At 70.8% G+C, this 21,718-nt stretch carries 19 protein-coding genes; 10 read left to right on the forward strand and 9 right to left on the reverse strand.

What is annotated here, in order from left to right:
- The first annotated feature begins 4 nt into the window (after window positions 1-4).
- Entirely contained in the window at window positions 5-1,009 is a 1,005-nt protein-coding gene (locus CRP55_RS46995; protein WP_097328605.1) for a methyltransferase, read from the forward strand.
- Here CRP55_RS46995 and CRP55_RS47000 read toward each other — a convergent pair.
- On the reverse strand, window positions 999-1,706 hold the full coding sequence (locus CRP55_RS47000; RefSeq protein WP_097328606.1) for an alpha/beta fold hydrolase: 708 nt from the start codon (window positions 1,704-1,706) through the stop codon (window positions 999-1,001). The genes CRP55_RS46995 and CRP55_RS47000 overlap by 11 nt on opposite strands.
- A gap of 206 nt (window positions 1,707-1,912) precedes the next feature.
- A complete protein-coding gene (locus tag CRP55_RS47005) occupies window positions 1,913-2,113 on the reverse strand; it encodes a hypothetical protein (RefSeq protein WP_097328607.1) in 201 nt (66 codons plus the stop codon).
- A 310-nt stretch (window positions 2,114-2,423) separates the two neighbouring features.
- Between CRP55_RS47005 and CRP55_RS47010 the strand changes: the two genes are divergently transcribed.
- A protein-coding gene (locus tag CRP55_RS47010; RefSeq protein WP_281260863.1) for an IS5 family transposase occupies window positions 2,424-3,339 on the forward strand; the annotation gives its coding sequence in 2 pieces (ribosomal slippage) (window positions 2,424-2,855 and window positions 2,857-3,339; 915 coding nt in all).
- Window positions 3,340-3,513: 174 nt separating this feature from the next.
- Entirely contained in the window at window positions 3,514-3,849 is a 336-nt protein-coding gene (locus CRP55_RS47015) for a hypothetical protein (RefSeq protein WP_179855659.1), read from the forward strand.
- 28 nt (window positions 3,850-3,877) lie between these two features.
- On the opposite strand, the gene CRP55_RS47020 is transcribed toward CRP55_RS47015, so the two are convergent.
- From CRP55_RS47020 to CRP55_RS47040, 5 genes are read right to left on the reverse strand one after another with little or no spacing between them, the layout of a single operon-like run.
- A complete protein-coding gene (locus CRP55_RS47020) occupies window positions 3,878-6,385 on the reverse strand; it encodes an HAD-IC family P-type ATPase (RefSeq protein ID WP_245923843.1) in 2,508 nt (835 codons plus the stop codon).
- 55 nt (window positions 6,386-6,440) lie between these two features.
- A complete protein-coding gene (locus tag CRP55_RS47025; protein ID WP_097328608.1) occupies window positions 6,441-7,100 on the reverse strand; it encodes a response regulator in 660 nt (219 codons plus the stop codon).
- The gene (locus CRP55_RS47030) at window positions 7,097-8,350 is read right to left on the reverse strand and encodes a sensor histidine kinase (protein WP_245923845.1); all 1,254 of its coding nucleotides are present in this window, start codon (window positions 8,348-8,350) and stop codon (window positions 7,097-7,099) included. Before CRP55_RS47030 ends, CRP55_RS47025 begins: the two co-directional genes overlap by 4 nt.
- A 56-nt stretch (window positions 8,351-8,406) precedes the next feature.
- Window positions 8,407-9,183: an ABC-2 transporter permease family protein gene (locus CRP55_RS47035; RefSeq protein ID WP_097328610.1), complete on the reverse strand. Its 777-nt coding sequence runs from the start codon at window positions 9,181-9,183 to the stop codon at window positions 8,407-8,409.
- Window positions 9,180-10,091 (reverse strand): ABC transporter ATP-binding protein, encoded by a 912-nt coding sequence (locus tag CRP55_RS47040; RefSeq protein ID WP_097328611.1) that lies wholly within the window; start codon window positions 10,089-10,091, stop codon window positions 9,180-9,182. Before CRP55_RS47040 ends, CRP55_RS47035 begins: the two co-directional genes overlap by 4 nt.
- 110 nt (window positions 10,092-10,201) lie before the next feature.
- Here CRP55_RS47040 and CRP55_RS47045 point away from each other — a divergent pair, with 110 nt between their 5' ends.
- From CRP55_RS47045 to CRP55_RS47080, 7 genes are all read left to right on the forward strand, one after another.
- Window positions 10,202-11,389 carry an SGNH/GDSL hydrolase family protein gene (locus CRP55_RS47045; protein ID WP_179855660.1) on the forward strand — a complete coding sequence of 396 codons (1,188 nt, stop codon included), beginning with the start codon at window positions 10,202-10,204 and terminating at the stop codon, window positions 11,387-11,389.
- A 50-nt stretch (window positions 11,390-11,439) separates the two neighbouring features.
- Window positions 11,440-12,642 (forward strand): M28 family metallopeptidase, encoded by a 1,203-nt coding sequence (locus tag CRP55_RS47050; protein WP_218855068.1) that lies wholly within the window; start codon window positions 11,440-11,442, stop codon window positions 12,640-12,642.
- Between the two features lie 42 nt (window positions 12,643-12,684).
- Window positions 12,685-13,368, forward strand: coding sequence for a hypothetical protein (locus CRP55_RS47055; RefSeq protein ID WP_097328613.1), 684 nt, complete (start codon window positions 12,685-12,687; stop codon window positions 13,366-13,368).
- 77 nt (window positions 13,369-13,445) lie between these two features.
- Window positions 13,446-13,835 (forward strand): hypothetical protein, encoded by a 390-nt coding sequence (locus CRP55_RS47060; protein ID WP_097328614.1) that lies wholly within the window; start codon window positions 13,446-13,448, stop codon window positions 13,833-13,835.
- 87 nt (window positions 13,836-13,922) lie between these two features.
- Window positions 13,923-16,421, forward strand: coding sequence for a M14 family zinc carboxypeptidase (locus tag CRP55_RS47065; RefSeq protein ID WP_097328615.1), 2,499 nt, complete (start codon window positions 13,923-13,925; stop codon window positions 16,419-16,421).
- Between the two features lie 34 nt (window positions 16,422-16,455).
- The gene (locus CRP55_RS47070) at window positions 16,456-17,763 is read left to right on the forward strand and encodes an MFS transporter (protein ID WP_097328616.1); all 1,308 of its coding nucleotides are present in this window, start codon (window positions 16,456-16,458) and stop codon (window positions 17,761-17,763) included.
- Between the two features lie 205 nt (window positions 17,764-17,968).
- The gene (locus CRP55_RS47080) at window positions 17,969-18,415 is read left to right on the forward strand and encodes a hypothetical protein (protein ID WP_143235430.1); all 447 of its coding nucleotides are present in this window, start codon (window positions 17,969-17,971) and stop codon (window positions 18,413-18,415) included.
- 259 nt (window positions 18,416-18,674) lie between these two features.
- On the opposite strand, the gene CRP55_RS47085 is transcribed toward CRP55_RS47080, so the two are convergent.
- Both CRP55_RS47085 and CRP55_RS47090 read right to left on the reverse strand, forming a co-directional pair.
- Window positions 18,675-20,915, reverse strand: coding sequence for a catalase (locus CRP55_RS47085; protein WP_097328618.1), 2,241 nt, complete (start codon window positions 20,913-20,915; stop codon window positions 18,675-18,677).
- A 94-nt stretch (window positions 20,916-21,009) separates the two neighbouring features.
- The gene (locus CRP55_RS47090) at window positions 21,010-21,639 is read right to left on the reverse strand and encodes a hypothetical protein (protein WP_179855661.1); all 630 of its coding nucleotides are present in this window, start codon (window positions 21,637-21,639) and stop codon (window positions 21,010-21,012) included.
- Between the last annotated feature and the right edge of the window lie 79 nt (window positions 21,640-21,718).

Genomic DNA, 21,718 nt, shown 5'->3' on the forward strand with positions numbered 1-21,718 from the left:
ATGGATGTTGACGCCCACACCCCTGATGGAGCTCGTCACCGGGTTCTGGAGTTTCAAGACATTCGCGGCCGCGGTGGAGCTGGACCTCTTCACGCGGCTCGCGGGCGGGCGCACCCTCACCAAGGAACAGATAGGCCTTCCGGAGCGGCCGGCCGACCTGCTGCTGGCCGCCTGCGCCTCGCTCGGCCTGCTCGAACGCGACGGCGACGGCTACCGCAACTCGGCCATCGCGGAGGAGTTCCTCGTACGGGGCAAGCCGTACTACTTCGGCGGCCAGGTGACCTACTGCGATCAGCGCACCTACCTGCCGTGGCACCGGATCGGCGAGGCCCTGCGCACCGACCGGCCGCTCACGTGGGATCCGGCAACCCAGGAGTCCATGTTCGACACCGCGGATCCACAGATGCTGTCGACGTTCTGGGACGCCATGTATTCGACGTCGGTGTTCACGGCGCGGGCGCTGAGCGAGACCGTCGACCTGAAGGGGCGCGGGCGGCTGCTCGATGTCGGGGGCGGCTCCGGCGCGTACGACATCGAACTCTGCCGGACCCACCCGGACCTGAAAGCGACAGTCTTCGATCTGCCCCACGTGTGTGAGATCGCCGCGGCGAAGGCGGCCGCGGCCGGTCTCAGCGACCGGATCGGGACGGCGCCGGGCGATTTCCTGCAAGACGGTCAACTGCCCGGTGGGTACGACGTCGTGCTGCTCAGCATGATCCTGCACGACTGGGACGAGGCAACCAACCGGCGGCTGCTCGCCAAGGTTTTCGCGGCCTTGGAGCCGGGCGGGCTCGTCATCGTCTCGGAGCTGCTGCTCGACGCCGACCGGGCCGGGCCGGCGCCGGCCGCCCTGATGGGCATGAACATGCTGGTGGAGACGGTCGCCGGCCGCAACTACTCCAATGCGGAGTACGAGCGGTGGCTGGCCGATGCCGGCTTCACCGGGGTGCGCACGGTAAGGTTCGACGCGCCCGGCGCCAACGGGGCCGTGCTCGGGGTCAAACCTTAGACAGCAGCGTCCGTACGACGGCCGGGTCCTCGACATGAGCGTTGTGGCCGAGGCCCGGCAGGTCAGAGGGCTCCACGCCCAGGGCCTTGATCTGCTCGGCGGACACCATGTGGTCGCGTTCGCCGCGGGCCAGGATCACCGGGACCTCCGCAGCCGCCAGCAACGATGTCATCGGCGGGGCACCGACCGCGAAGGCACGCGGGTCGAAGGTGGTACGCCAGCCGCCCTCGACCTCTTCGACCGCATCCTCGGGCGCCTCCCCAGCAAGGCCAGCCACCCGGAGGTGACGGCGTTCCGCCTCCTCGCGGGTCGCGAAGACCTGCGCCGGCCGCTGCGCGACGGCAGCCGCCTTGGCCAGTTCTTCGTCCGACCACGACACTTTGATGCCCAGCCCGATGACGGCCCGCACGCCGGGTTTCCCGGCCAGGTGGAGAGCGACGACCCCGCCGAACGAGTGCCCGAGGATGACCGTCCCTCTCGGATCGATCAGGCCGGCCACCGCCTCGGCAACCGCGGCGAAAGAGTATTCGGCCAGATGAGCGGACCCGCCGTGGCCGGGCAGATCGGGCGCGATCCACGCTTGGGCGCCGAGCTCGTCCGGCAGTCCGGTCCACACATCGGCGGTCGCACCGAGCCCATGCAGCAAAAGGACGGCCGGTGACTCGGTGCCACCCGTACGAATGCGGAGCGCTGTCATACGTACAGCATCTCAGTCTCTCTCCAGCCTCCTTCGATGGGCTCATGATCATGGGAACGAGCTACCAGACGATGCTGGTCGCCGCCGACTTCACGGCGACGCTGGACGCTGTACGGCAGGCCGCCGCCTCCGCACTGGTGGTGCCGGTCACCGCGCAACGAACAACGGTCGTCCCGCGGGAGAACGAGGACGGGGTTGCCCGCCGTTCACGCCCTCGCCGAGAGGCTCAGCGCCATGCTGCACCGGCCGGTGCTGGCGATCGACGTCGTCGATTCTGATTCGTCCAGTACGTCGTGTACCGCAACGGGGACGCCGTGGGCTCTCCCGGCCTCGACCGGATCGGCGCCGCACTGCGCGGCGAGGTCGATCGGGGCGGCGCCGCGCATCTGACGGCCGAGCGCCAGCACTGGGCGATCATCACGAGTCTCGGGGCTGTCACCGGCGTCGCTGGGCGGCGGATATCGGCACCTCGATCGCGCCGCCTTCTCCGACGCGGTCGTCGTGGGAGGAGTCATCGAGGGCTAGACACCTTTCGGGGCGGGGGTCTGGCTGAGATCCATTGTGAGGCTTGTGGGTGATCGTCACGGTGGGTTGGTGTCAGGTCTTCTAGGCCGTGTTTCGTAGGCGTCGATGTCACGGCGTGGCGGTGATCGATAACAGAAGAGGTCTCCGGTATTTGGTTTAGCGACCAAGCCAAAACTTCACACCGGAGACCTCGTGCCGAGCGTAGCGGCAGCGAGGCGACACGACCTGACCGACCTGCAATGGACGGCTCTCGAGCCGTTGCTGCCTGCGGGAACAGGTCGTGATCGGCCACGCAGATGGACGTTGAGAGTGATCATCGACGGGATCAGGTGGCGGGTGAGGACCGGCTCACCCTGGCGAGACGTGCCCGCGGTGTATCCGCCCTGGCAAACCCTGTATCGATGGTTCCGCCGCTGGCAGCGCGACGGCGTCTGGGCCCAAATCCTGGCCTCGTTGCAGACCCGCGCGGACGCCGCCGGGCTGATCGGCTGGAGCGTGAGCGTGGACTCGACCATCAGCCGCGCCCATCAACACGCCGCCGGAGCCCGCCGTAACGGCGACCAGCAGAAAGAGCCACCCGGCGGCCTGCAAACCGAGCCAGCCGATCACGGACTCGGCCGATCCCCGGGGCGGGTGGACCACCAAAACGCACCTGGCCTGCGAACAGGGCCGCAAACTGATGGCCGCGGTCGTGACCGCCGGGCAACGCGGCGACAGCCCTCAGTTCATCAACGTCCTGGCCAAACTGCGGGTCGCTCGCACCGGCGCCGGCCGGCCCCGCGTGCGCCCGGACATCGTGCTGGCCGACAAGGCCTACACGTCCAAAGCCAACCGCGCCCACCTGCGATCCCGCGGTATCACCGCCTGCATCCCGAGCAAGAGCGACCAGGACGCCCACCGCAAAGCCAAAGGCTCCAAAGGCGGGCGGCCACCCGCCTTCGACCCCGAGATCTACCGCCTGCGTCACGCCGTCGAGTGCGGCATCAACCAGCTCAAACAACACCGCGCCATGGCCACCCGCTACGACAAACTCGCCGTCCGCTACGAAGCCACCCTCACCATCGCCGCCATCAACCAATGGCTCCGCGCCCTACGAAACACGACCTAGTCGCATGCGATACGGCGATGGTGGCGGCGTTGACCAGGCGGAACGTGTCCGGCTCGGCTTCACCGCTCAACTGCCGATCCATCGCGCGATCGAGCGGGACGAGGCCACGATCGCGCACTGGCGCCGGTATCAGTGGCCGGCGGTGAAAGAGTCGCCGCCCGCACGGCCGCCTGGATGAAGGTGACCGCCAAAGGCACCGTGCCGGTCTCGGTGGCCGGGTTGTGCTGCTACCGGCCCGGCGAGTCCAGCCGGTTGATCTACCGCACGCTGCTTTACCGCGGGCGTAAAGGTCAGCCGAAAGTGTTCCGCGAGCCGGATCTGATCAGGTTACTCGACGCTGCGCATCAGCAGTTGGAGGCGCCGATGGTGCTGGTCTGGGACGGCCTGTCGGCTCATAAGTCGCCGCCCGCGGTGAAGAACAGACTCAAACGCATGCAATCCCGCGTCGGGCTGATCGACGGCTACCTCACCGGAACAGGTCTATCTCCACCATCACCAACCAGACTCTGACCACCAAAAGTGTCTAGAGCTTCCGGGATCAGGGCAGGTTGTCGAGACCCAGGACGCGGTCGAGGATGTGGAAGCGGTAGGCGCAGCTCAGGGTGACGAACCACAGGCCCAGCATCGGGAAGACCACCTCGAAAGTGGGTTCGGCCGGGCCGGCCAGGCCGAAGTAGTTCCACAGCACCGGGACGAACAGGACCGCGAAGAAGACCAGGGCCAGGGCGATCACCAGGTAGAGCGGCCGCCGGTCGGCCACCGGGGCGGTCCAGGCCGAGAAGAAGCGGTGGGGCGGCTCCAGGAACAGGATCAGCACGAACGAGGCCAGGCAGAAGAACGTGGACAGGCCGGTCTGGGCGCCGATGGTCGCGGCCGCCTCGGCGAAGTCGGTGTCGCTGCCGTACGTCAAGCCGGTGTAGCGCTCCCACTGGTCGATGATCTCGGCGGGGGTGCGGCCGTCGGAGAAGCCCCTCTCGATCATGTGGTAGAACAGCGCGTAGATGGCCGTGCCGAAGCCGGCCGTCACCACTGCGGCCGGGACCACGAAGCGGGCCATGTTGCCGAGCAGGTGGTCGTCCGGTGGCAGCGGCTTGGCCCACCATGTCAGGAAGAACGTGGGCACGCCGACGGTCAGCAGGGTCAGGCCGACCTGGGCCGGCGAGTACGGGAAACCCAGGCCGAGCATCGTCACCGCGAGGATGACCAGGCCCTGCGAGGCGACCCGGGCCAGGAAGACGTAGAGGGAGACGCCGATGCCGTTGAGGATGCGGCGGCCCTCGCGCTGGGCCGGCAGCAGCGCGGCGAACGAGTCGTCGACCAGCACGATGTCGGCCACGTCGCGGGTGACCGCGCTGCCGCTGCGCATGGCCACGCCGACCTGGGCGCCCTTCAGCGCGCGGGCGTCGTTCACCCCGTCGCCGATCATCGCCACGTAGTGGTGGCGGCGGCGCAGCGCGGCGACGATGCGCTCCTTCTGCTCCGGGGCGACGCGGCCGAAGACGGTCGTCCGTTCGACGAGGCGGTCCAGGGCCGCGTCGTCGAGACCTTCGAGACGGTTTCCGGGTACGGGCTCTCCCGGCTCCAGACCCGCGCGTTCGGCCAGCGCGGCGACGGTGCGGGGATCGTCGCCGGAGAGCACCATCAGCCGTACGCCGTCATCGCGGAACCGGGCGACGGTCTCGGCCACCTCGGGTCTCAGCTCGTCGGCCAGCGCGACCAGGGCGACCGGCTGAAGCTCCGGCAGGACGGTCCGGCCCTGCTCGTCGTGCAGGCGCTCACCGATGCCGGCCGCGCGGGCCAGCAGCAGCACCCGCAGCCCACGGCCGGTCCGCTCGGTGACCAGCGCGGGCTCGACCGGCCAGCTCAGGCTCCCGGCGAGCGCGTCGGGCGCGCCCAGCACCCAGGTGGCGGTGTCGGTGGCGATGCCCGACCAGCGCAGCGACGAGGCGAACGGCACCTCGTCGCGGGGCGTCCACGGCTCCCCCGGCAGGGACGCGGCCAGGGCGGCGGTCGTCAGGTTGGGCGTCTCGCAGGAACGGGCGAGGGAACCGAGCGTCCGCAGGGCCTCGGCGGTGTCGTAGCCGCCGAGCGGCACGACCTCGTCCACGGTGAGCTTGCCGGTGGTGAGGGTGCCGGTCTTGTCGGTGCAGACGACGTCCACATTGCTCACCGACTCGACCGCGTTGACCTGCTGCACGAGCGCGCCCTGACCGGCGATGCGGGCGGCCCCGGCGGTGTAGGCGACGGCGATGAGGAAGAACAGGCCGTACGGGACCAGGCCGGAGAGCACCGCGCCCATCTGCACCAGGCGCAGCAGGCTGAAGCCCTCGAGCGCGGCCTGGGCCAGGATGGTGAGGCTCATCAGCAGCGCGAGCGCCATGACGAGCCGGACGACGAACTCGATGCGCCGCTGCAGCGGAGTGTCGTCGGTGGTGGCCCGCCGGGCCTCGCTGGTGAGCCGGCCGGCGTAGCTGTGCCGGCCGACGTCACGGGCGTGCTGGAAGCCGTCGCCGGCCACGCACAGGCTTCCCGAGCGCAGGTCGTCGCCGGGCGCCTTGGCCACCGGGTCGGACTCGCCGGTCAGCAGCGACTCGTCGGCCTCGAGGCGGCCGCCGTCCTGCAACGGCCCGTCGACCACGATCTGGTCGCCGGCGCGGACCCGCAGCAGGTCGCCGCGGACGACGGCGTTCGGCGGGACGGACATCTCGCGGCCGTCGCGCACCACGACGACCATCGCCCGGTCGAGCAGTTGGAGGCGGTCGAGCTTGCGCTTGGCCCGGATCTCCTGGAGGGCGCTGATGACGGCGTTGATGAGACCGAGCCCGACGCTGATGAGCGCGTCGCTGTAGCGCCCCAGGGCCAGCAGCGCGGCGCCGATCACGAACAGAATAATGTTGAAGAAGGAGAAGACGTTGGTGCGCAGGATGGTCGCGTAACTACGGCCGCCGCCCTTGCCGGTGGTGTTCGCCTCGCCCCGGCGGCGCCGCACCTCGGCCTCCGCCTCGGTCAGCCCTCGCACCGGCGCCGGCCGCACGTCGAGGTCCACGATCAGCCGCCCGATCAGCCCGATTGATTACGTTTTGACCATACACAGGGCCACGTCACGGCGTGCCGGGTCGGGCCAGACCCATGTCGTACGCGAAGATGACGGCCTGGATGCGGTCGCGCGCGCCGATCTTCGCCAGGACGCGGCCGACGTGGGTCTTCACTGTCGACTCGGAGAGCACGAGACGCTCGGCGATCTCGCCGTTGGTCCAGCCCCGGCCGATGGCGACCAGGATCTCGCGCTCGCGTTCGGTGAGCGTGCCCAGCCGGCCGTCCTCTTTCTGGGGAGCGGTCAGATGCTGCGCGAACTCGTCCAGCAGGCGACGGGTCAGCGCCGGGGCGATCACCGCGTCCCCGGCGGCCACGGCCCGGATGCCGGCCAGCAGCTCCTCGGGGTGGGCGTCCTTGAGCAGGAAGCCGCTGGCGCCCGCCCGCAGCGCGGCGTGCACGTATTCGTCCAGGTCGAACGTGGTCAGCATGAGGATCCGGCTGCGGCCTCCGGCGGCGACGATCCGGCGGGTGGCCTCGATGCCGTCCATCCCCGGCATGCGGACGTCCATGAGCACGACGTCGGGCCGCGATTCCGAGGCCTGGCGTACGGCGTCGGCCCCGTTGGCCGCCTCACCGGCCACTTCCGTGCCGGGGTTGCTCTCCAGCAACATCCGGAACGCGAACCGCTGCAACTGCTGGTCGTCCACGATCAGCACGGTCGTCATGCGTGTTCCTCCAGCCGCACGGCGTCCAGGTCCGCCGTCACATGCCAGCCGCCGCCGGGCACCGGCCCCGCGTCCACCGTCCCGCCGTAGATCGCCGCCCGCTCGCGCATCCCGGCCAGACCATGCCCCTCACGCGCCGGGTTCCCCGTGTCGTTCGCGGCGCTGCCCCCGGGCGGGCCGCTGTCGCGCACCTCGATGTGCAGCCGGTCGTGGCCGGCGGTGACCGCCAGCGTCACGGTGGTGTGCGAGCCCGCGTACCTGAGCGTATTCGTCAGCGCTTCCTGCACGATCCGGAACGCCGTCACCTGAACGCCGCGGTCCAGGTGGGTGAAGTCGCCGGCGGTCCGGTACTCGATGCCGGGGCCGGCGGCCCGGATCCGCTCGCAGAGCTCGTCGAGGTCGGCCAGGCCCGGCTGCGGGCGCAGATCGGGAGCACCCTCGTCGTCGCGCAGGACGCCGACCGTGCGGCGCAGCTCGGCCAGCGACTTGCGGCCGGTGTCGCCGATCAGCTGGAGGGCTTCGCGGCTGCGTTCAGGGGCGGTGCCGACCGCGTACGCGCCGGCGTCGGCCAGCGACACGATGACCGACAGGCTGTGGCCGACGATGTCGTGCACCTCGCGGGCGACCCGGGTGCGCTCGGTGGCGGTGGCCAGCCGGTCCCGTTGCTCGCGCTCGACCTCCAGGCGCTCGGCCCGGTCGCGCAGGGCGGCCACGTTCGCCTGCCGGAGCCGGACCGCGATGGCCAGGGCCCCGGCCGCCGTGAAGACGCTGGCCAGGAAGAACAGCACGTCCGAGACGCCCATCCGGTCGGACAGCCGCCAGGTGACCGGCCCGAACGACGCCAGCAGCACCGGCGCCGCCCAGATCAGGCGGTCGAGCCGCCCGTACCGGACCAGGCTGTAGAACGCGATCCCCACCGCCGCGTCCGCCCGGAGCAGCACCCCGGACAGGCATTGGGCGATGAAGACCAGCATGACCACATGGAACACCGCCATCGGCGCCCGCCGCCGCCACCAGAGCGGAACCAGCAGAGCCAGCTGGAGGACGACCATCTCGCCGGCCGGCAGATCGGAGAAGGCGACCGGCCCGTCCTCGTGGCGGACGCCGCCCAGGTCGGGCAGGCAGAAGTTCAGGAAGAGCAGCAGGACCAGGGCCGTGTCGAGCGCCCACGGCCGCCGGGTGTCGAACCGCCGGAGCCGCTGGCCCACCCGCAGCAGCCCGGCCGTCGCCCCGGCGTCCTCGCTCCTCACGTGATCATCCTCCCTCGGCAGCAGGCCCGTCGTCGCCCGAGATCACCAGCAGCGGCTCAGGCGTCCGCGCGCTTCAAGCGGTACGCCGCGCCGGCCAGGACGGCGGCCGTCCAAGCCAGCAGGACCAGCAGGCCCGCGCCGGCGCTCAAGGAGCCGTCACTGGAGGTCAACGCGTAGATCGAGGCGCCCGCGTTACTGGGCAGGTACGGGGTGATGGCGTCGGACCAGGAATCGGGCAGCAGCGACATCAGGCCCGGAACGAGCAGGAACGTGCCGACCAGGGCCGAGATGCCGCCCGCGGTGGAGCGCAGCAGCACGCCCAGCGCCACACCGATCACGCCGACCAGCCCCAGATAGGCGCCCGCGCCGAGCAGGCCCCTGACCACGCCGTCGTCGGACAGGCTCACCGCGCCGCTCGTGCCGGACAGGACGGCGCTGGTGGCCAGGAACGCCACGACCGCGCCGGCCAGGCCGGCCAGGAACGCGATGACCCCGTACACCGAAGCCTTGGCCCACAGGACCGGAAGACGCCGGGGCACCGCGGCCAGGGTGGAGCGGATCATGCCCGTCGTGTATTCGGCCGAGGACGTCAGCACGCCCAGGACGCCGATCGCGATCAGCGCGAACGTCACGCCGAACAGCGCCATGCTGTAGCCGGTGGCACCCTCCGAACCGGGCGCGTCGATGCCCGAGCGGCCCTGGAACGCGGCGATGACGCCGAAGCCGACCAGGAAGAGCAGGGCCAGGCCGAGCGTGATCCAGCTGGAGCGCAGTGACTCGAACTTCGCCAGTTCCGACCGGGCGACCCGGCGTGGTGAGACAGCGATGCTCATGCCGCACTCGCCACGTATTCGACGGCGTCGTGGGTCAGGTTCATGAAGGCTTCCTCCAGGGAGACCTCGTGCTTGGTGAGCTCGAAGAGCGGGATGCCGTGCTCGGCCGCCGTGAACCCGATCTCGCGGGCGGTCCGGCCGGTCACCATCAGCTGTTCCGAGCCGGGACGGCCGGTCACTTCGACCCCCGGACCGGCCAGGAGGCTTCGCAGCCGTACGGGGTCGGCGGTCGCCACGAGCACGGTGTCGCCACCGGCCTCGCGGACCAGCTGCTCCACGGTCGTGTCGGCCAGGATCCGGCCGCGCCCCACGACGATGAGGTGGTCGGCGACCAGGGCCATCTCGCTCATCAGGTGCGACGACAGGAAGACCGTGCGGCCCTCGGCGGCCAGCCCGGTGAGCAGGTTGCGGATCCACAGCACGCCGTCCGGGTCGAGGCCGTTGACCGGCTCGTCCAGCATCAGCGTCTCCGGGTCGCCGAGCAGCGCGGCCGCGATGCCGAGCCGCTGGCCCATGCCGAGCGAGAAGGCGCCGGCCCGCTTGCGGGCCACCTGGGCCAGGCCGGTCATCTCGATCACCTCCTCGACCCGGTGGCGGGAGATGCCGTGCGTGTGGGCGAGCGCCATCAGGTGGTCGAAGGCGGAGCGGCCGGGGTGGATGGCCTTCGCCTCGAGCAGGGCGCCGATCTCGCGCAGCGGGGCCGGGTGGTCGGCGTACGGGCGGCCGTTGACCGTCACCGTGCCGGAGGTCGGCCGGTCCAGGCCGACGATCATGCGCATGGTGGTCGACTTGCCGGCGCCGTTCGGCCCCAGGAAACCGGTCACCGCGCCGGGCCGGACCGTGAAGGTCAGCCCGTCGACGGCGGTCTTCTCGCCGTACGTCTTCGTGAGTTCCCTCGCTTCGATCATGTATCCAGCGTCGGCCCGAGCGGCCCCGGGGACGTCGTACCGCGGTTCGATCTTGCTGACGGTGAGTGGTACCGCGGTACCACATGATCGACTTCGGTACCGTTGGTTCGATGACAGGGACCAAGAAGATGCTGGTAGTGGTGGCTCTCACGGTCCTCGCGGCGGCGGGTTGCACCTCCGCTGCACAGAAGCAGGCCGCGACGGAGACGGCGTGGGTGGGCAGCTGGGCCGTGGCCGCGCAGAGCGGCGGGCGGACCTTCGACAAGCAGACCGTGCGGCAGATCGTGCACACCAGCGCCGGCGGCTCGACCGCCCGGATCCGGCTCACGAACGTGTTCGGCAGTGCCCCGCTCACCCTCGCCAACGTTCATCTGGCGCTCAGCAAGGGCGACGCCGCCGCCGACGCGAGCACGTCCACGGCCGTGACGTTCGGCGGCGAGCCGAGGGTGACGATGGCCGCGGGCGCGAGCATCGAGAGCGACCCGATCGCGTTCGACGTGCCGGCCAGTGCCGACCTGGCGATCAGCGCCTACCTCCCGGACGCCAGCCAGGCGACAACGCAGCATTCGTTCGCCAACCGCCACAACTACGTCGCATCCGGCGACCAGACCACGAACGCCACCCTCGACGGCGCCCAGACCGTCGACAGCTACTTCTTCCTCGCCGGCCTCGACGTCGAGAACGCGGCGGCCGAGGGCACGCTGGTCGCCCTGGGCGCCTCCATCACCGACGGCTTCGACTCGGGCTTCGGCGCGAACAAGCGCTGGCCCGACCTGCTCTCGCGGCGGTTCAGCGCCGCCGGCCGCACGGTCGGCGTGGTCAACGCCGGCATCAGCGGCAACAAGCTGCTCAAGGACGGCGCGGGCGAGAGCGTACAGAAACGCTTCGAGCGTGACGTCCTCTCCCAGCCCGGCGTCAAATGGGTGATCCTCTCCGACGCCGCCATCAACGACCTCGGCGACGACCGCCCCACCGGCGACCAGCTGATCACCGCGCTGCGCGCCGTCATCCAGCAGAGCCACGACGCCGGCGTTCAGATCTTCTGCTCCACCCTGACCCCCTTCAAGGGCACAAATTATTGGAGTACGCAGGGTGAAAGCGGCCGCGAAGCGGTGAACGCCTTCCTCCGCGGCGCCTCCAGCGGCTGCGACGGTGTGATCGACCTGGACGCCGCCACCCACGACCCGGACAACCCGGCGACCTACCTGCCGGCGTACGACAGCGGCGACCACCTGCACCCGAACGACGCCGGCATGCAGGCCATCGCCGACGCGGTGGACCTGTCGCTCTTCCGCTGAGTCGGCCAGGTGACTGATCCGCCCGCCCACGAGGGAGGATCGTCGCCCCCATGACTGCCGAACGACGGATCCACTGGGCCGTGCTGCCGTCCGACGAGGCCGGAACGAGCGGCCGCCTGTCCGGGCATAGCGTGCGCGTCGGCGACCAAACGCTGATCTGGTCGGAGGAGGAGGCCCAGCCGTCGGCCCGCGTTGCGCGCACGGGTGTGGTGGCGTCGGGGTTGTCCCTGGTGACGCAGGTGGGGCGGGCCTTCCAGGAGGCGCACCCCGACGTGCCGGTCGTGCTCGACCACGGCCGCCACCTCGTCGTCGAGGGCGGCGAGGCGCTGCGCGGCAAGGACGACACGTGCTGGCGGGTGGAGCCGATGCCGGCCGATCCGGTCGTCGTCGACCGGCCGGAGCCGCGGGCCCGGCGCGTCGACCCGGTGGTCGAGAACGTGCTCGTGGGAGTCGCTCGTCCGCCGTACGAAAGCAATCTGACCTGGATCTCGGAGCTGGAGACCCGGCACTCGCTCAGCGACGGGTTCCGGCAGGCGGCCGATCGGGCCGAGATGGCGCTGACGACCCTGGGGTACGCGACGTCGCGCCAGACGGTGAGCGTCGGCGGCGGGCAGAGCGCGAACGTGATCGCCGACCGGCCCGGCCAGGCTTCCGACCGCCAAGTCGTGCTGGTGACGGCCCATCTCGACTCGGTCAACCAGGCCGGCGGCACGAAAGCGCCGGGCGCCGACGACAACGGCAGCGGCGCGGCCGGCGTGCTGCTGCTGGCGAGCGCCCTGGCCGCCCACGAGTGGCAGAACGACCTGCGGCTCATCCTGTTCGGCGGCGAGGAGCAGGGCCTGTTCGGCAGCAAGCACTACGTGGCGGGACTGTCGCCGGACGAGCGCGGCCGGATCCGCGCCGTCCTCAACATGGACATGATCGGCGTCCGCAACGGAGAAGAGCCGGGCGTGCTGCTGGAGGGCGCACCGGTCTCCAAGGCCCTGATCGACGACCTGGCCGCGGCGGCCGCCACCTACACCGGGTTGCGGGTGGAGACGTCGCTCAACCCGTTCGCCAGCGACCACGTGCCGTTCATCGTGGCCGGCGTCCCGGCAGTGCTGACCATCGAGGGCAACGACAGCGCCAACGGCACCATCCACAGTGCGAACGACCTGCTCACGCACATCGACTACGGGCTGGCGCTGGAGATCTTGCGGATGAACGCGGCCGCCCTGGCCGGGTGGCTTCGCCCCGTGGAGGTGGCAGGCTAACATTGCCGCGGTTTCGTCCTTTGCAAGCGAAAACGAGGCGACATGCGGTGGTTCCGGCGCGGGTCGGGCAGTCAGAAGGACCCCGGCCAGCAGCAGGCCCTCGTCGACGACGTCCGCGGCCGGTACGGTCCGCACCTGCCCGGCACGTTCCTCCAGCAGGCCGACGCGGCCGCCGCGCAACTCAGCGGTGACGACGGCCTGCTGGCCGCGGCCCAGATCGTGCGAGAGTTCGCCGACGCCGCCCACGCGGACGTGGCCGGTCAGGTCGCCGGCTACGGCTACGCGGTCGACCGCCGCAACTATCGTCCGCTGTGGAGGGAGTTGGGCAGCCGCCTGCGCTGGAACCTGTGGGCCCTGCCCGGCGGCCTCCACCCGTACATCCAGGTCAGCGGCGCCGTCGCGGCGATCGGGGCCGACCCCAAGCGGGTCACGAAGGTGACCGACCCGGGCCCGCTGATGGCCCACCTGTTCGAGATCCTCGACCTGACGATCGCCGGCTGGGAGTTCGCCCGGGTCCGCCCCGACACCGACGCCGCCACCCTGGTCCACCGCATCATCGGCACCACCCGCGACCTGCGGGCGGCCTGGGACGAGCCGCCACTGCCCCAGCCGGTCCGCGAGCTGATGCGCCGCAACAACACCATCAACATCTACGACCCGGCCTCCCCGGCCGTCGTCGGCGGTTTCAACCCGGGCAAGGAGATGCGCGAGGCCCTCCTGGCGTAGGACGGGGCGGCGGCCCGGCCGGCTGGCTGGCTGGCTGTGGCCGATGGGAACCGTGCTGGTCTCGGTCCTGCGACAGCGTGACCATCGGGCCGGCGGCCGCCGCCGACTACATCCGGCTCCAGGCCGTCGCCGCCGCCCTGGCCCGCCGCCGGCCCGACACAGTCTCCCGCCGGACCGCCGACGCCATCCTCGACCTGCTGCATGACCGCCCCGCCGAGGCCCAGCGGACCCTGTTGGGCATCTCCCCCTCGGCCGGCCCCGACGCGGCCCAGGCAGCGCTGATCCGCGCGATCGCGCAGGCGGCCCTGCATGATCACGCCCAGGCCGACCGGCTGGTCAACGCCGTCAACCGCGCCCATATGGAGGCCGGCACCCCCGGCGCGGAAGATCCGGCGCCCGTGCTGACCGACATTCTGGCGGCCCACCGCGCGCGAACCGGCCGAGACGTTCGCTCCCCGGCGCCGTAGTCGGCCGGGGCGTCCCGGCCCCATCGCGCCGGGTGAATGGCACACACGGTATTACCAATCACGTACGTCAATAGGTAATAGTGCATTGTGGACCTCTCACGGCTCGCCGCGGGCTTCGGCGCGGCTCTGCTCATCACCGCCTTTCCCGTGCCCGCGCACGCCGACGACCGGGCCTCGACCCGGGAATTCGGCAACGGGCCCGAGCGCAACGAGGTCGCGGCGACCGACAGCGCGGCGGCGCGGATCCTGGCGGCCGTGGCCCCGGAGGCGGCCTGGAAACCCGGCCGGCAGGGCTATCCGCGGCAGCACGAGTTGCGGGTCTACCCGCCGAACCCGGAGGACCGCTCGATCAAGCTCGGCCTCATCCCGTACCACCAAATCGCCCCTGAACTGAACGCCTTGCAGCAGGCCTCGAACCGGGTGTCGGCCGAGGTCGTCGGGCGTTCGGCGCTGGACCGGGATCTCTATCTGGTGACCGTCACGGCGCCCGAGAGCGCGGCCGAGGCGGCCCGGCAGGAGCGCTGGCGCGAGCTCATCGAGAACGACCCGGTGGCCGCGAGGCGGGACCGGTCGCTGGCCCGCGGGTACAAGACGCCGGTCTGGATCAACGCGAACATCCACGGCGACGAGTGGGAGGGCACCGACGGGGCGCTGCGGGTCATCGAGCGGCTCGCCACCGCGACCGACGCCGCCACCGCCGCCTTCCTGGCCCGCAGCCGGGTCTACGTCACGGTCACCAACAACCCGGACGGGCGGATCGCCGGCACCCGGGTCAACGGGGCCGGCTTCGACATCAACCGCGACCACGCCACGAGCTCGCAGCCGGAGTCGCGCGCGGTCCGCGACGTCGTCATCGCCACCCAGCCGTTCGTGATGCTCGACGAGCACGGCTACACCGGCACCACGCTGATCGAGCCGGCCACGCCGCCGCACGGGCAGAACTACGAGTACGACCTCTACATCAAGCACGCCCTGCCGAACGCGCTCGGCATGGAGGCCGCGATCCAGCGCCTCGGACATCCGGAGACCACCCGGGCCGACATCCCGTTCCGGGACTACGCTTCCGGTGACTGGGACGACTGGCCGCCCATCTTCACCCCGATGTACGCCATGTACCACGGCGCGATCGGCCACACCGTCGAGATCCCGTTGCAGGTCAACCGGGGCCTCTACACCACGCTTCCGGTCGAGGAGCTGCGCCGCCGCTCGGGCGTCAACACCGATGTCGCGGCCGCGACGATCGAGGCGGCCTTGACGTACGCCGACACGAACCGCGCCTCGCTGCTGGCCGGCCAGATCGAGCAGTTCCGCCGCGGCTGGGCCGGCGAGCCGCAGCGCCAGGTCCCGGACGGCTACGTGCCCGGCTACGGACCCGAGGACCGCTACTCGACCGACTTCCCCCGGGCGTACGTCGTCCCGGCCGGCGCTCGCCAGCGTTCCGCGCCGGCCGCGGCCCGCCTCGTCAATCACCTGATCGCCAACGACGTCCGGGTCACCAAGGCCCGCACCGCCTTCACCTTGAACGGCCGCCGCTACCCGGCCGGCTCCTACGTCGTCGACATGCACCAGCCCAAGCGTGGCCTGGCCAACGTGCTGCTCGAGGCCGGCCGCGACATCTCCGACCTGGTGCCGCAGATGTACGACATCTCCGGCTGGAGTCACCGCCTGCTCTGGGGCGCTTCGGTCGACATCAGCCGCACCGCCGCACCACGCGTGGCGACATCGCCCGTATCGAGTGTTGTGTTCCGCGGCAGTATTCCCAAGAGCCGGGAGCTGGCTCTCACGCTGCGGGACCCGGCCGACATCCGCGCTGTCAACGCCCTTCTCGACCAGGGAATCAAATTGCGGTTGTACGGCGCGGCCACCGTCGTGCTTCCGGCCTCGGCGGCGTGGATCGCGGACCGCTTCGGTGTACGCCTCGACGCCGCCCCTCGCGGCGCTGCGGGCACCCCGATCTCGCGTCCGGTGCTGGCCGCCGCCGTGGCCGCCGACGAGCTGTTCGCGTTGCGGGAGATGGGCTTCGACGTACGGACCGTCTCCACCGCCAGTCTGAACGCGGGCGCGAGCCTGGCCGGGGTGACCGGCCTGATCGTGTCCTCCGGCCTGAACTACGCGCAGCTCGGCGAGGCCGCCAAGGCTCAGGTCGACGACCTGCTCAGCCGCGGCGGCGTCGTCACCCGTGGCGTCACCGGCGCCACCTTCAACGCGGCCGCCGGCCTGCTCCCGGCGACCGCGGTCGCGGGCCGCGGCGACGCCAACGGAGTCGTCGCCGTCCGCAACACCGGCCGGGTCGTCGGCGAGGACTCGCCGCCGCACTCGTTCGTCTACTCGCCGCTGTGGTTCACCGGCACCGGATTCACCGTCGAGCAGCGCTACGCCGACGAGCCGCTCGTCGCCGGCCACTGGCTGCCCACGGCCCCCGGCGTGGGCGGCCCGTCGCAGGCGGCGGGCCAGGCCTCGGTGGTCTCCGGCACCACGGCCCGCGGCAGCCGGGCCGTCCTGTTCGGCACCGAGACTCTGTTCCGCGCCCACCCGAAGGGTTTGTACGCGCAGTTCGCCCGAGCGCTCTACTGGACAAATTCATAGACTTCAACCGGGGTTGAGGCCCTACGGTGTCCCGATGGGGCGGGTCTTCTACCAACTGCTGGTCAACACACTGCTGGTCTCGGTCATCAACTTCACCGTGTGGTTCGCGATCACGTTCTACGTGTACATCGAGACCCGATCGGTCTTCGCCACCGGCGTCATCTCCGGCATCTTCCTGGTGATGACGGCGCTGACCGGCATCTGGTTCGGCAGCCTGGTCGACCACTACCGCAAGAAGACAGTCATGCAGGCGTCGGCGCTGGCTTCATTCCTGCTGTACGGGGTGGCGCTGCTCCTCTACCAGACGACGCCCCGCGACGAGTGGCGCGATCCCACGAGCGTTCGGCTGTGGCTCCTGGTGGTGCTGCTCATGTTCGGCGTGATCGCCGGCAACGTGCGCACGATCGCCCTGCCCACGATGGTGACGGTCCTGATCGAGGAGGACAAGCGGGACCGCGCGAACGGCTTGGTCGGCACCGCCTCCGGCGTCTCGTTCCTGGTCACCTCGGTGATCAGTGGCTTGTTGGTCGCCCTGGGCGGCATGTTGTGGGTCCTGGTGGTCGCCCTCGGGGTGCTCGGCGTCGCGGTGCTGGCCCTGACGTTCGTCCGGATGCCGTTTTTCGCTGCCGCAGCCACGGAGAAGCGCTCGGTCGACCTGCGCGGCACGATCCGGGTGATCGGAGGGGTGCCCGGCCTGCCCGCACTGATCGCCTTCTCGGCCTTCAACAATCTGCTCGGCGGCATCTTCATGGCGCTGCTGGACGCGTACGGCCTCTCCTTGGTCTCGGTCCAGACCTGGGGTTTGCTGTGGGGTGCCCTGAGCACAGGCTTCATCGTCGGCGGCCTGCTGATAGCGCGCACCGGCCTGGGCAAGAACCCGGTCTGGCTCCTCCTGATGGTCAACATGATCCTCTGGACCGTGACCCTGGTCTTCCCACTCCGCGACTCGATCGTCTGGCTGACCGCGGGCCTCTACATCTACATGCTCGCCGTCCCGTACGCCGAGGCGGCCGAGCAGACGATCCTGCAGAAGGTGGTCCCGTTCGAGCGCCAGGGCCGGGTCTTCGGCTTCGCCCAGAGTGTCGAGCAGGCCGCTTCCCCACTGACTGCCTTCCTGATCTCCCCCATAGCCCAGTTCGTCTTCATCCCTTTCATGACCGACGGCGCCGGCGCACGCCTGATAGGCGACTGGTTCGGCACAGGCGCCAACCGCGGCTTGGCCTTGGTCTTCGCCCTGACCGGCATCATCGGCATCGCCGCCACGACGATCGCCCTGCGAAGCCGCCCCTACCGCCGCCTGAGCCACCGCTACACCGAAGACCCAGCCCCCATCCCGTCCTGACCCCACCGCCCCACCGCCGCCCCACTCCGCGCCGCCCCACTCCGCGCCGCCCCACTCCGCGCCGCCCCACTCCGCGCCGCCCCGCGCCGCCCCGCGCCGCGCCGCCCCGCGCGCCGCCTCGCTGCCAGTCCGCGCCGCCCCCGCGCCCGCGCCGTCTCCCCCGCCCCACCTGTGCTGGTTCCTCCGCCGGGCCTATGATCGACTCGTGGTTGAACGTGTTCAAGTAATGCGAGCGGCGCCCTCGGCCCGCTGGTGTGCGGCAGCGGCGTCGGGCTACAGCTTGGCGGCCGGGCTTGTGCTCCTCCGCGCTGATACCTCGGAGACCGCCTTCTTCGGGTCCGTCGCCGGCACCTTCCTGGTGCTGACGCTGCTCCCCCAGCCCTTCCGCCGGCACACGTCGTTTCGGGCGGACTGCCGGATCGCGGTTGTCCTGAGCGTCCTCGCCCAGTTCCTGGTCTTCTTCTTCGGCGGGTGCCTGTTTCTGCCCACTATCGCGATGCTGGTCCTGGCCGCGCTCCGCCCGCCACGAGCGGCCTCGGTCGCGCCCGACCCGCGCTCATGGCGGGAACGCTGGGAGATCACCGTCCGGCGCGCGATCGCCGGCTCGGCGATCGCCGGCCTGCTGCTCTACATCGCCGCGGTCACCCGATGAGCCGCCGGCCGGGTATCGGGCAGCGCGCCTTGGCCGCCGTGTACGTCGCCGTTCTTTGTGCGATGCTCCACGGCCACGTCGACGAGTCAGGGGTCGGCACGACACACGTCGTCTACCCGCTCGCCCCCGTCGCCGTGCTGCTGGGCTTCGGCGCCTATCTCCTCAGCATCCCGGCCCGCGTCTGGGGAACGGGCACAAGCCGCGACGACGAAGGCGCCGCCGGCCACGTGGCCGGCGGCGCCTTCTCTGTTCGGGATCGTCAGGCGACTGTGGCGGGGAAACGCTCCCAGACCCGGTGGGCGGCCATCAACTGCTGGACCTGGGTCAGGGCGGCGGCGCCGGAGTCGGCGGTGACCACGCCCGGAGTGCTGGTGATGCCGGCCGAGGCCAGGGCCTCGACGCCCTCGCCCCAGGCGCCGATGGCCTTGGCGTGGCGCCAAGCCTCGTCGAGGAGCAGGACCACCCGCGGGTCGACCGAGGTGGCCGCGGCGCCCGCCTTGTCGTCCCGGGCCGGGATCGCGTCCGGGGCCGGGACGGGGGCGGCGCCGACCAGGATCGCGTCGAACTCGATCGAGCGGGCCGTGGCGAACGTGCGCTGCACCGGCAGGCCGCCGACCTTGCCGCCGTGCGGGGCGATGACCAGCGGGACCATGCCGGCCGCCTGGATCGTCTCGCGGACCTCGGCCAGGCCGGGCACCTCGGTGCCGTCGGGGCCGACCACGATGCCGACGATGCGGCCGTCCGGCGGCCACTCGGCGCCGACCTGGGACAGGGCGGGGCTCGGGGCCGGGTCGGCCAGCTCGATGGTGGGCTTCGGGGCGGGCAGGCCCAGGCCGGTGGCGACCTCGGCGCAGAGCACCGGGTCGATGTTGGCCAGCGACTGGAGCTGGCGCTCCTTGATCGCCTGCTCGTAGCACTTGCCGAGCTCGAAGGTGTAGGCCCGGATGATGTGCTCCTTCTCGACCGGCGACATGCTCAGCCAGAACAGGCGGACCTGGCTGTAGTGGTCGTCGAACGAGGCCGGGTTCTCCCTGATCTTGGGTGCTTCGGCGACGCGTACGGGGAAATCGAGGAAAGCCTGCTCTTTGTCACCCGCGGTGAACGGGTTGCCGCCGTCGAGCGAGTTCGGGCGGTACGGCGCCACCCCGGCGTGGACCGCGTGCTGGTGGAAGCCGTCGCGGAGCATGTCGTTGACGGGGGCGTGCGGCCGGTTGATCGGGATCTGCGAGAAGTTGGGGCCGCCGAGCCGGGTGAGCTGCGTGTCGACGTACGAGAAAAGCCGCCCCTGAAGCAGTGGATCGTTTGTCACGTCGATGCCCGGGGGCAGGTTGCCGAGGTGGAAGGCCACCTGCTCGGTCTCGGCGAAGAAGTTGCGCGGGGTGCGGTTGAGCACCAGCTTGCCGACCCGCTGGACCGGCGCCAGCTCCTCCGGCACGATCTTGGTGGGGTCGAGCAGATCGATGCCGGCGAACGTCTCCTCGGGCGTGTCCGGGAAGACCTGGATGCCGAGCTCCCACTCGGGGAACGCGCCGGACTCGATGGCGTCGTAGAGGTCGCGCCGGTGGAAGTCCGGGTCGACGCCCGACGTGATCTGCGCCTCCTCCCAGGTCAGGGAGTGCACGCCGAGCTTGGGCTTCCAGTGGAACTTGGCCAGGACGGTCTCGCCGGCGTCGTTGATCAGGCGGAACGTGTGGACGCCGAAGCCCTCCATGGTCCGGTACGAGCGCGGGATGCCCCGGTCGGACATGTTCCACATGGCGTGATGCTGGGCCTCGGTGTGCAGCGAGACGAAGTCCCAGAACGTGTCGTGCGCGCTCTGAGCCTGCGGGATCTCGCGGTCCGGGTGCGGCTTGCCGGCGTGGATGATGTCCGGGAACTTGATCGCGTCCTGGATGAAGAACACCGGCATGTTGTTGCCGACCAGGTCGAACGTGCCCTCGTCGGTGTAGAACTTCGTGGCGAAGCCGCGGGTGTCGCGGACGGTGTCGGCCGAGCCGCGCGAGCCGAGCACGGTCGAGAAGCGCACGAAGACGTCGGTCTCCTTGCCCTTCTTGAGGAAGCCGGCGCGGGTGACGCCCTCGGCGGTGCCGTAGCCGACGAACACGCCGTGCGCCCCGGCGCCGCGAGCGTGCACGACGCGCTCGGGGATCCGCTCGTGGTCGAAGTGCGTGATCTTCTCGCGGAAGTGGTGGTCCTGCATGAGGATCGGGCCGCGCGGGCCGGCCTTCAGCGAGTGGTCGGTGTCGCGCAGACGTGCGCCCTGCGACGTCGTCAGATAGGCGCCCTGCTGGCCTTTGGTCTCGGCGGGTGCGCCGGTTTCAGCTCCGGTGGGTGTACGGGTGTCCGGCGCACCGTGCTCTTTCTTCGGCGGCAGGGGCTCGACGGGTGTGGTGGGTTCCGCGACGGTCGGCGGAGCGCTCGAGGGCGCGCCGGGCACCGATGGGGTCAGCGCCTCGGCCACCTTTTCCTTGATCTTCTTAATCGGCTTGCTGGCTGCCATTTTGCGTAGATCCTCCGGAACGTGGCGGATTGCGTCGCCACCCGGGTACCCGGCCCCGAAGCCGATAAACGAACTTTGGAACCGATCAAGATCCTTAGAAGAAGTCGCCGAACCCGCCCGGGCCGTGCGGGCCGTGGTGGTCGAACAGCGCGTCGAAGATCATCATGCCGCCGAGGGCGCCGGCGCCGGCCGCGAGCGCGGTCTTCCACCACGGCGTCGAGTACCAGCCCGCGGGAACCGGACGGCCGCCGACGTAGCCGCCGGGGTAGTAGTACGGCGTCTGCGAGCTCGCCCGGGGCCCGGCCCAGTAGGTCTGGCCCTGCACGATCACCTGGCGGTCGTCGCTGAGCGTGCCGGTGTTCCGGCCGGCCGCGGGCAGCTCGGGACCGGGGTCGAGGCCCATGGCGAGGCGGGCCGCCCGTACGTAGGCCAGACCCTCCAGGGCCGTCTCGCGCGCCATGTCGAACTGCAGGGGCGTCTCGGCCCGGGCGAGCTGGCCGCCGGCCGCCTGGTGGCGTTCGGCCGCGTCGACCAGGGCCTGCCGGGCCGCCGGATCGTCACTGCTCAGGTTGACCAGTTGGCCGCCGAGGCGCTCGTACCAGCGCTGAGCCTCGGCCCGGGCGTCACTGAGGGCGTTGTGCCGTTGTCCGCTTGTGGTGCGCCGGCCGGAGAAGAGGAGAGCCGCACCGACTCCGAACACCAGCGCCAGAACCAGGAGTGCCATGACCCGAAGGTAGGCGCGGCGTCTGTGCGGTCCCTATGTCGTCGCTGTGCGTAGGTGACGGTCAGGTATCAGGCTCGTG

Source organism: Paractinoplanes atraurantiacus (genome assembly GCF_900215205.1).
Taxonomy (GTDB): Bacteria; Actinomycetota; Actinomycetes; order Mycobacteriales; family Micromonosporaceae; genus Actinoplanes; species Actinoplanes atraurantiacus.

Excerpts from the sequence above, each read along its gene's own strand:
- CRP55_RS47045 (WP_179855660.1), top strand. The coding sequence starts at position 10,202 with ATGACAGGGACCAAGAAGATGCTGGTAGTGGTGGCTCTCACGGTCCTC.
- CRP55_RS47040 (WP_097328611.1), bottom strand. The coding sequence starts at position 10,091 with ATGATCGAAGCGAGGGAACTCACGAAGACGTACGGCGAGAAGACCGCC.
- CRP55_RS47085 (WP_097328618.1), bottom strand. The coding sequence starts at position 20,915 with ATGGCAGCCAGCAAGCCGATTAAGAAGATCAAGGAAAAGGTGGCCGAG.
- CRP55_RS47055 (WP_097328613.1), top strand. The coding sequence starts at position 12,685 with ATGCGGTGGTTCCGGCGCGGGTCGGGCAGTCAGAAGGACCCCGGCCAG.
- CRP55_RS47025 (WP_097328608.1), bottom strand. The coding sequence starts at position 7,100 with ATGACGACCGTGCTGATCGTGGACGACCAGCAGTTGCAGCGGTTCGCG.
- CRP55_RS46995 (WP_097328605.1), top strand. The coding sequence starts at position 5 with ATGTTGACGCCCACACCCCTGATGGAGCTCGTCACCGGGTTCTGGAGT.
- CRP55_RS47035 (WP_097328610.1), bottom strand. The coding sequence starts at position 9,183 with ATGAGCATCGCTGTCTCACCACGCCGGGTCGCCCGGTCGGAACTGGCG.
- CRP55_RS47050 (WP_218855068.1), top strand. The coding sequence starts at position 11,440 with ATGACTGCCGAACGACGGATCCACTGGGCCGTGCTGCCGTCCGACGAG.
- CRP55_RS47015 (WP_179855659.1), top strand. The coding sequence starts at position 3,514 with ATGAAGGTGACCGCCAAAGGCACCGTGCCGGTCTCGGTGGCCGGGTTG.
- CRP55_RS47090 (WP_179855661.1), bottom strand. The coding sequence starts at position 21,639 with ATGGCACTCCTGGTTCTGGCGCTGGTGTTCGGAGTCGGTGCGGCTCTC.
- CRP55_RS47000 (WP_097328606.1), bottom strand. The coding sequence starts at position 1,706 with ATGACAGCGCTCCGCATTCGTACGGGTGGCACCGAGTCACCGGCCGTC.
- CRP55_RS47070 (WP_097328616.1), top strand. The coding sequence starts at position 16,456 with ATGGGGCGGGTCTTCTACCAACTGCTGGTCAACACACTGCTGGTCTCG.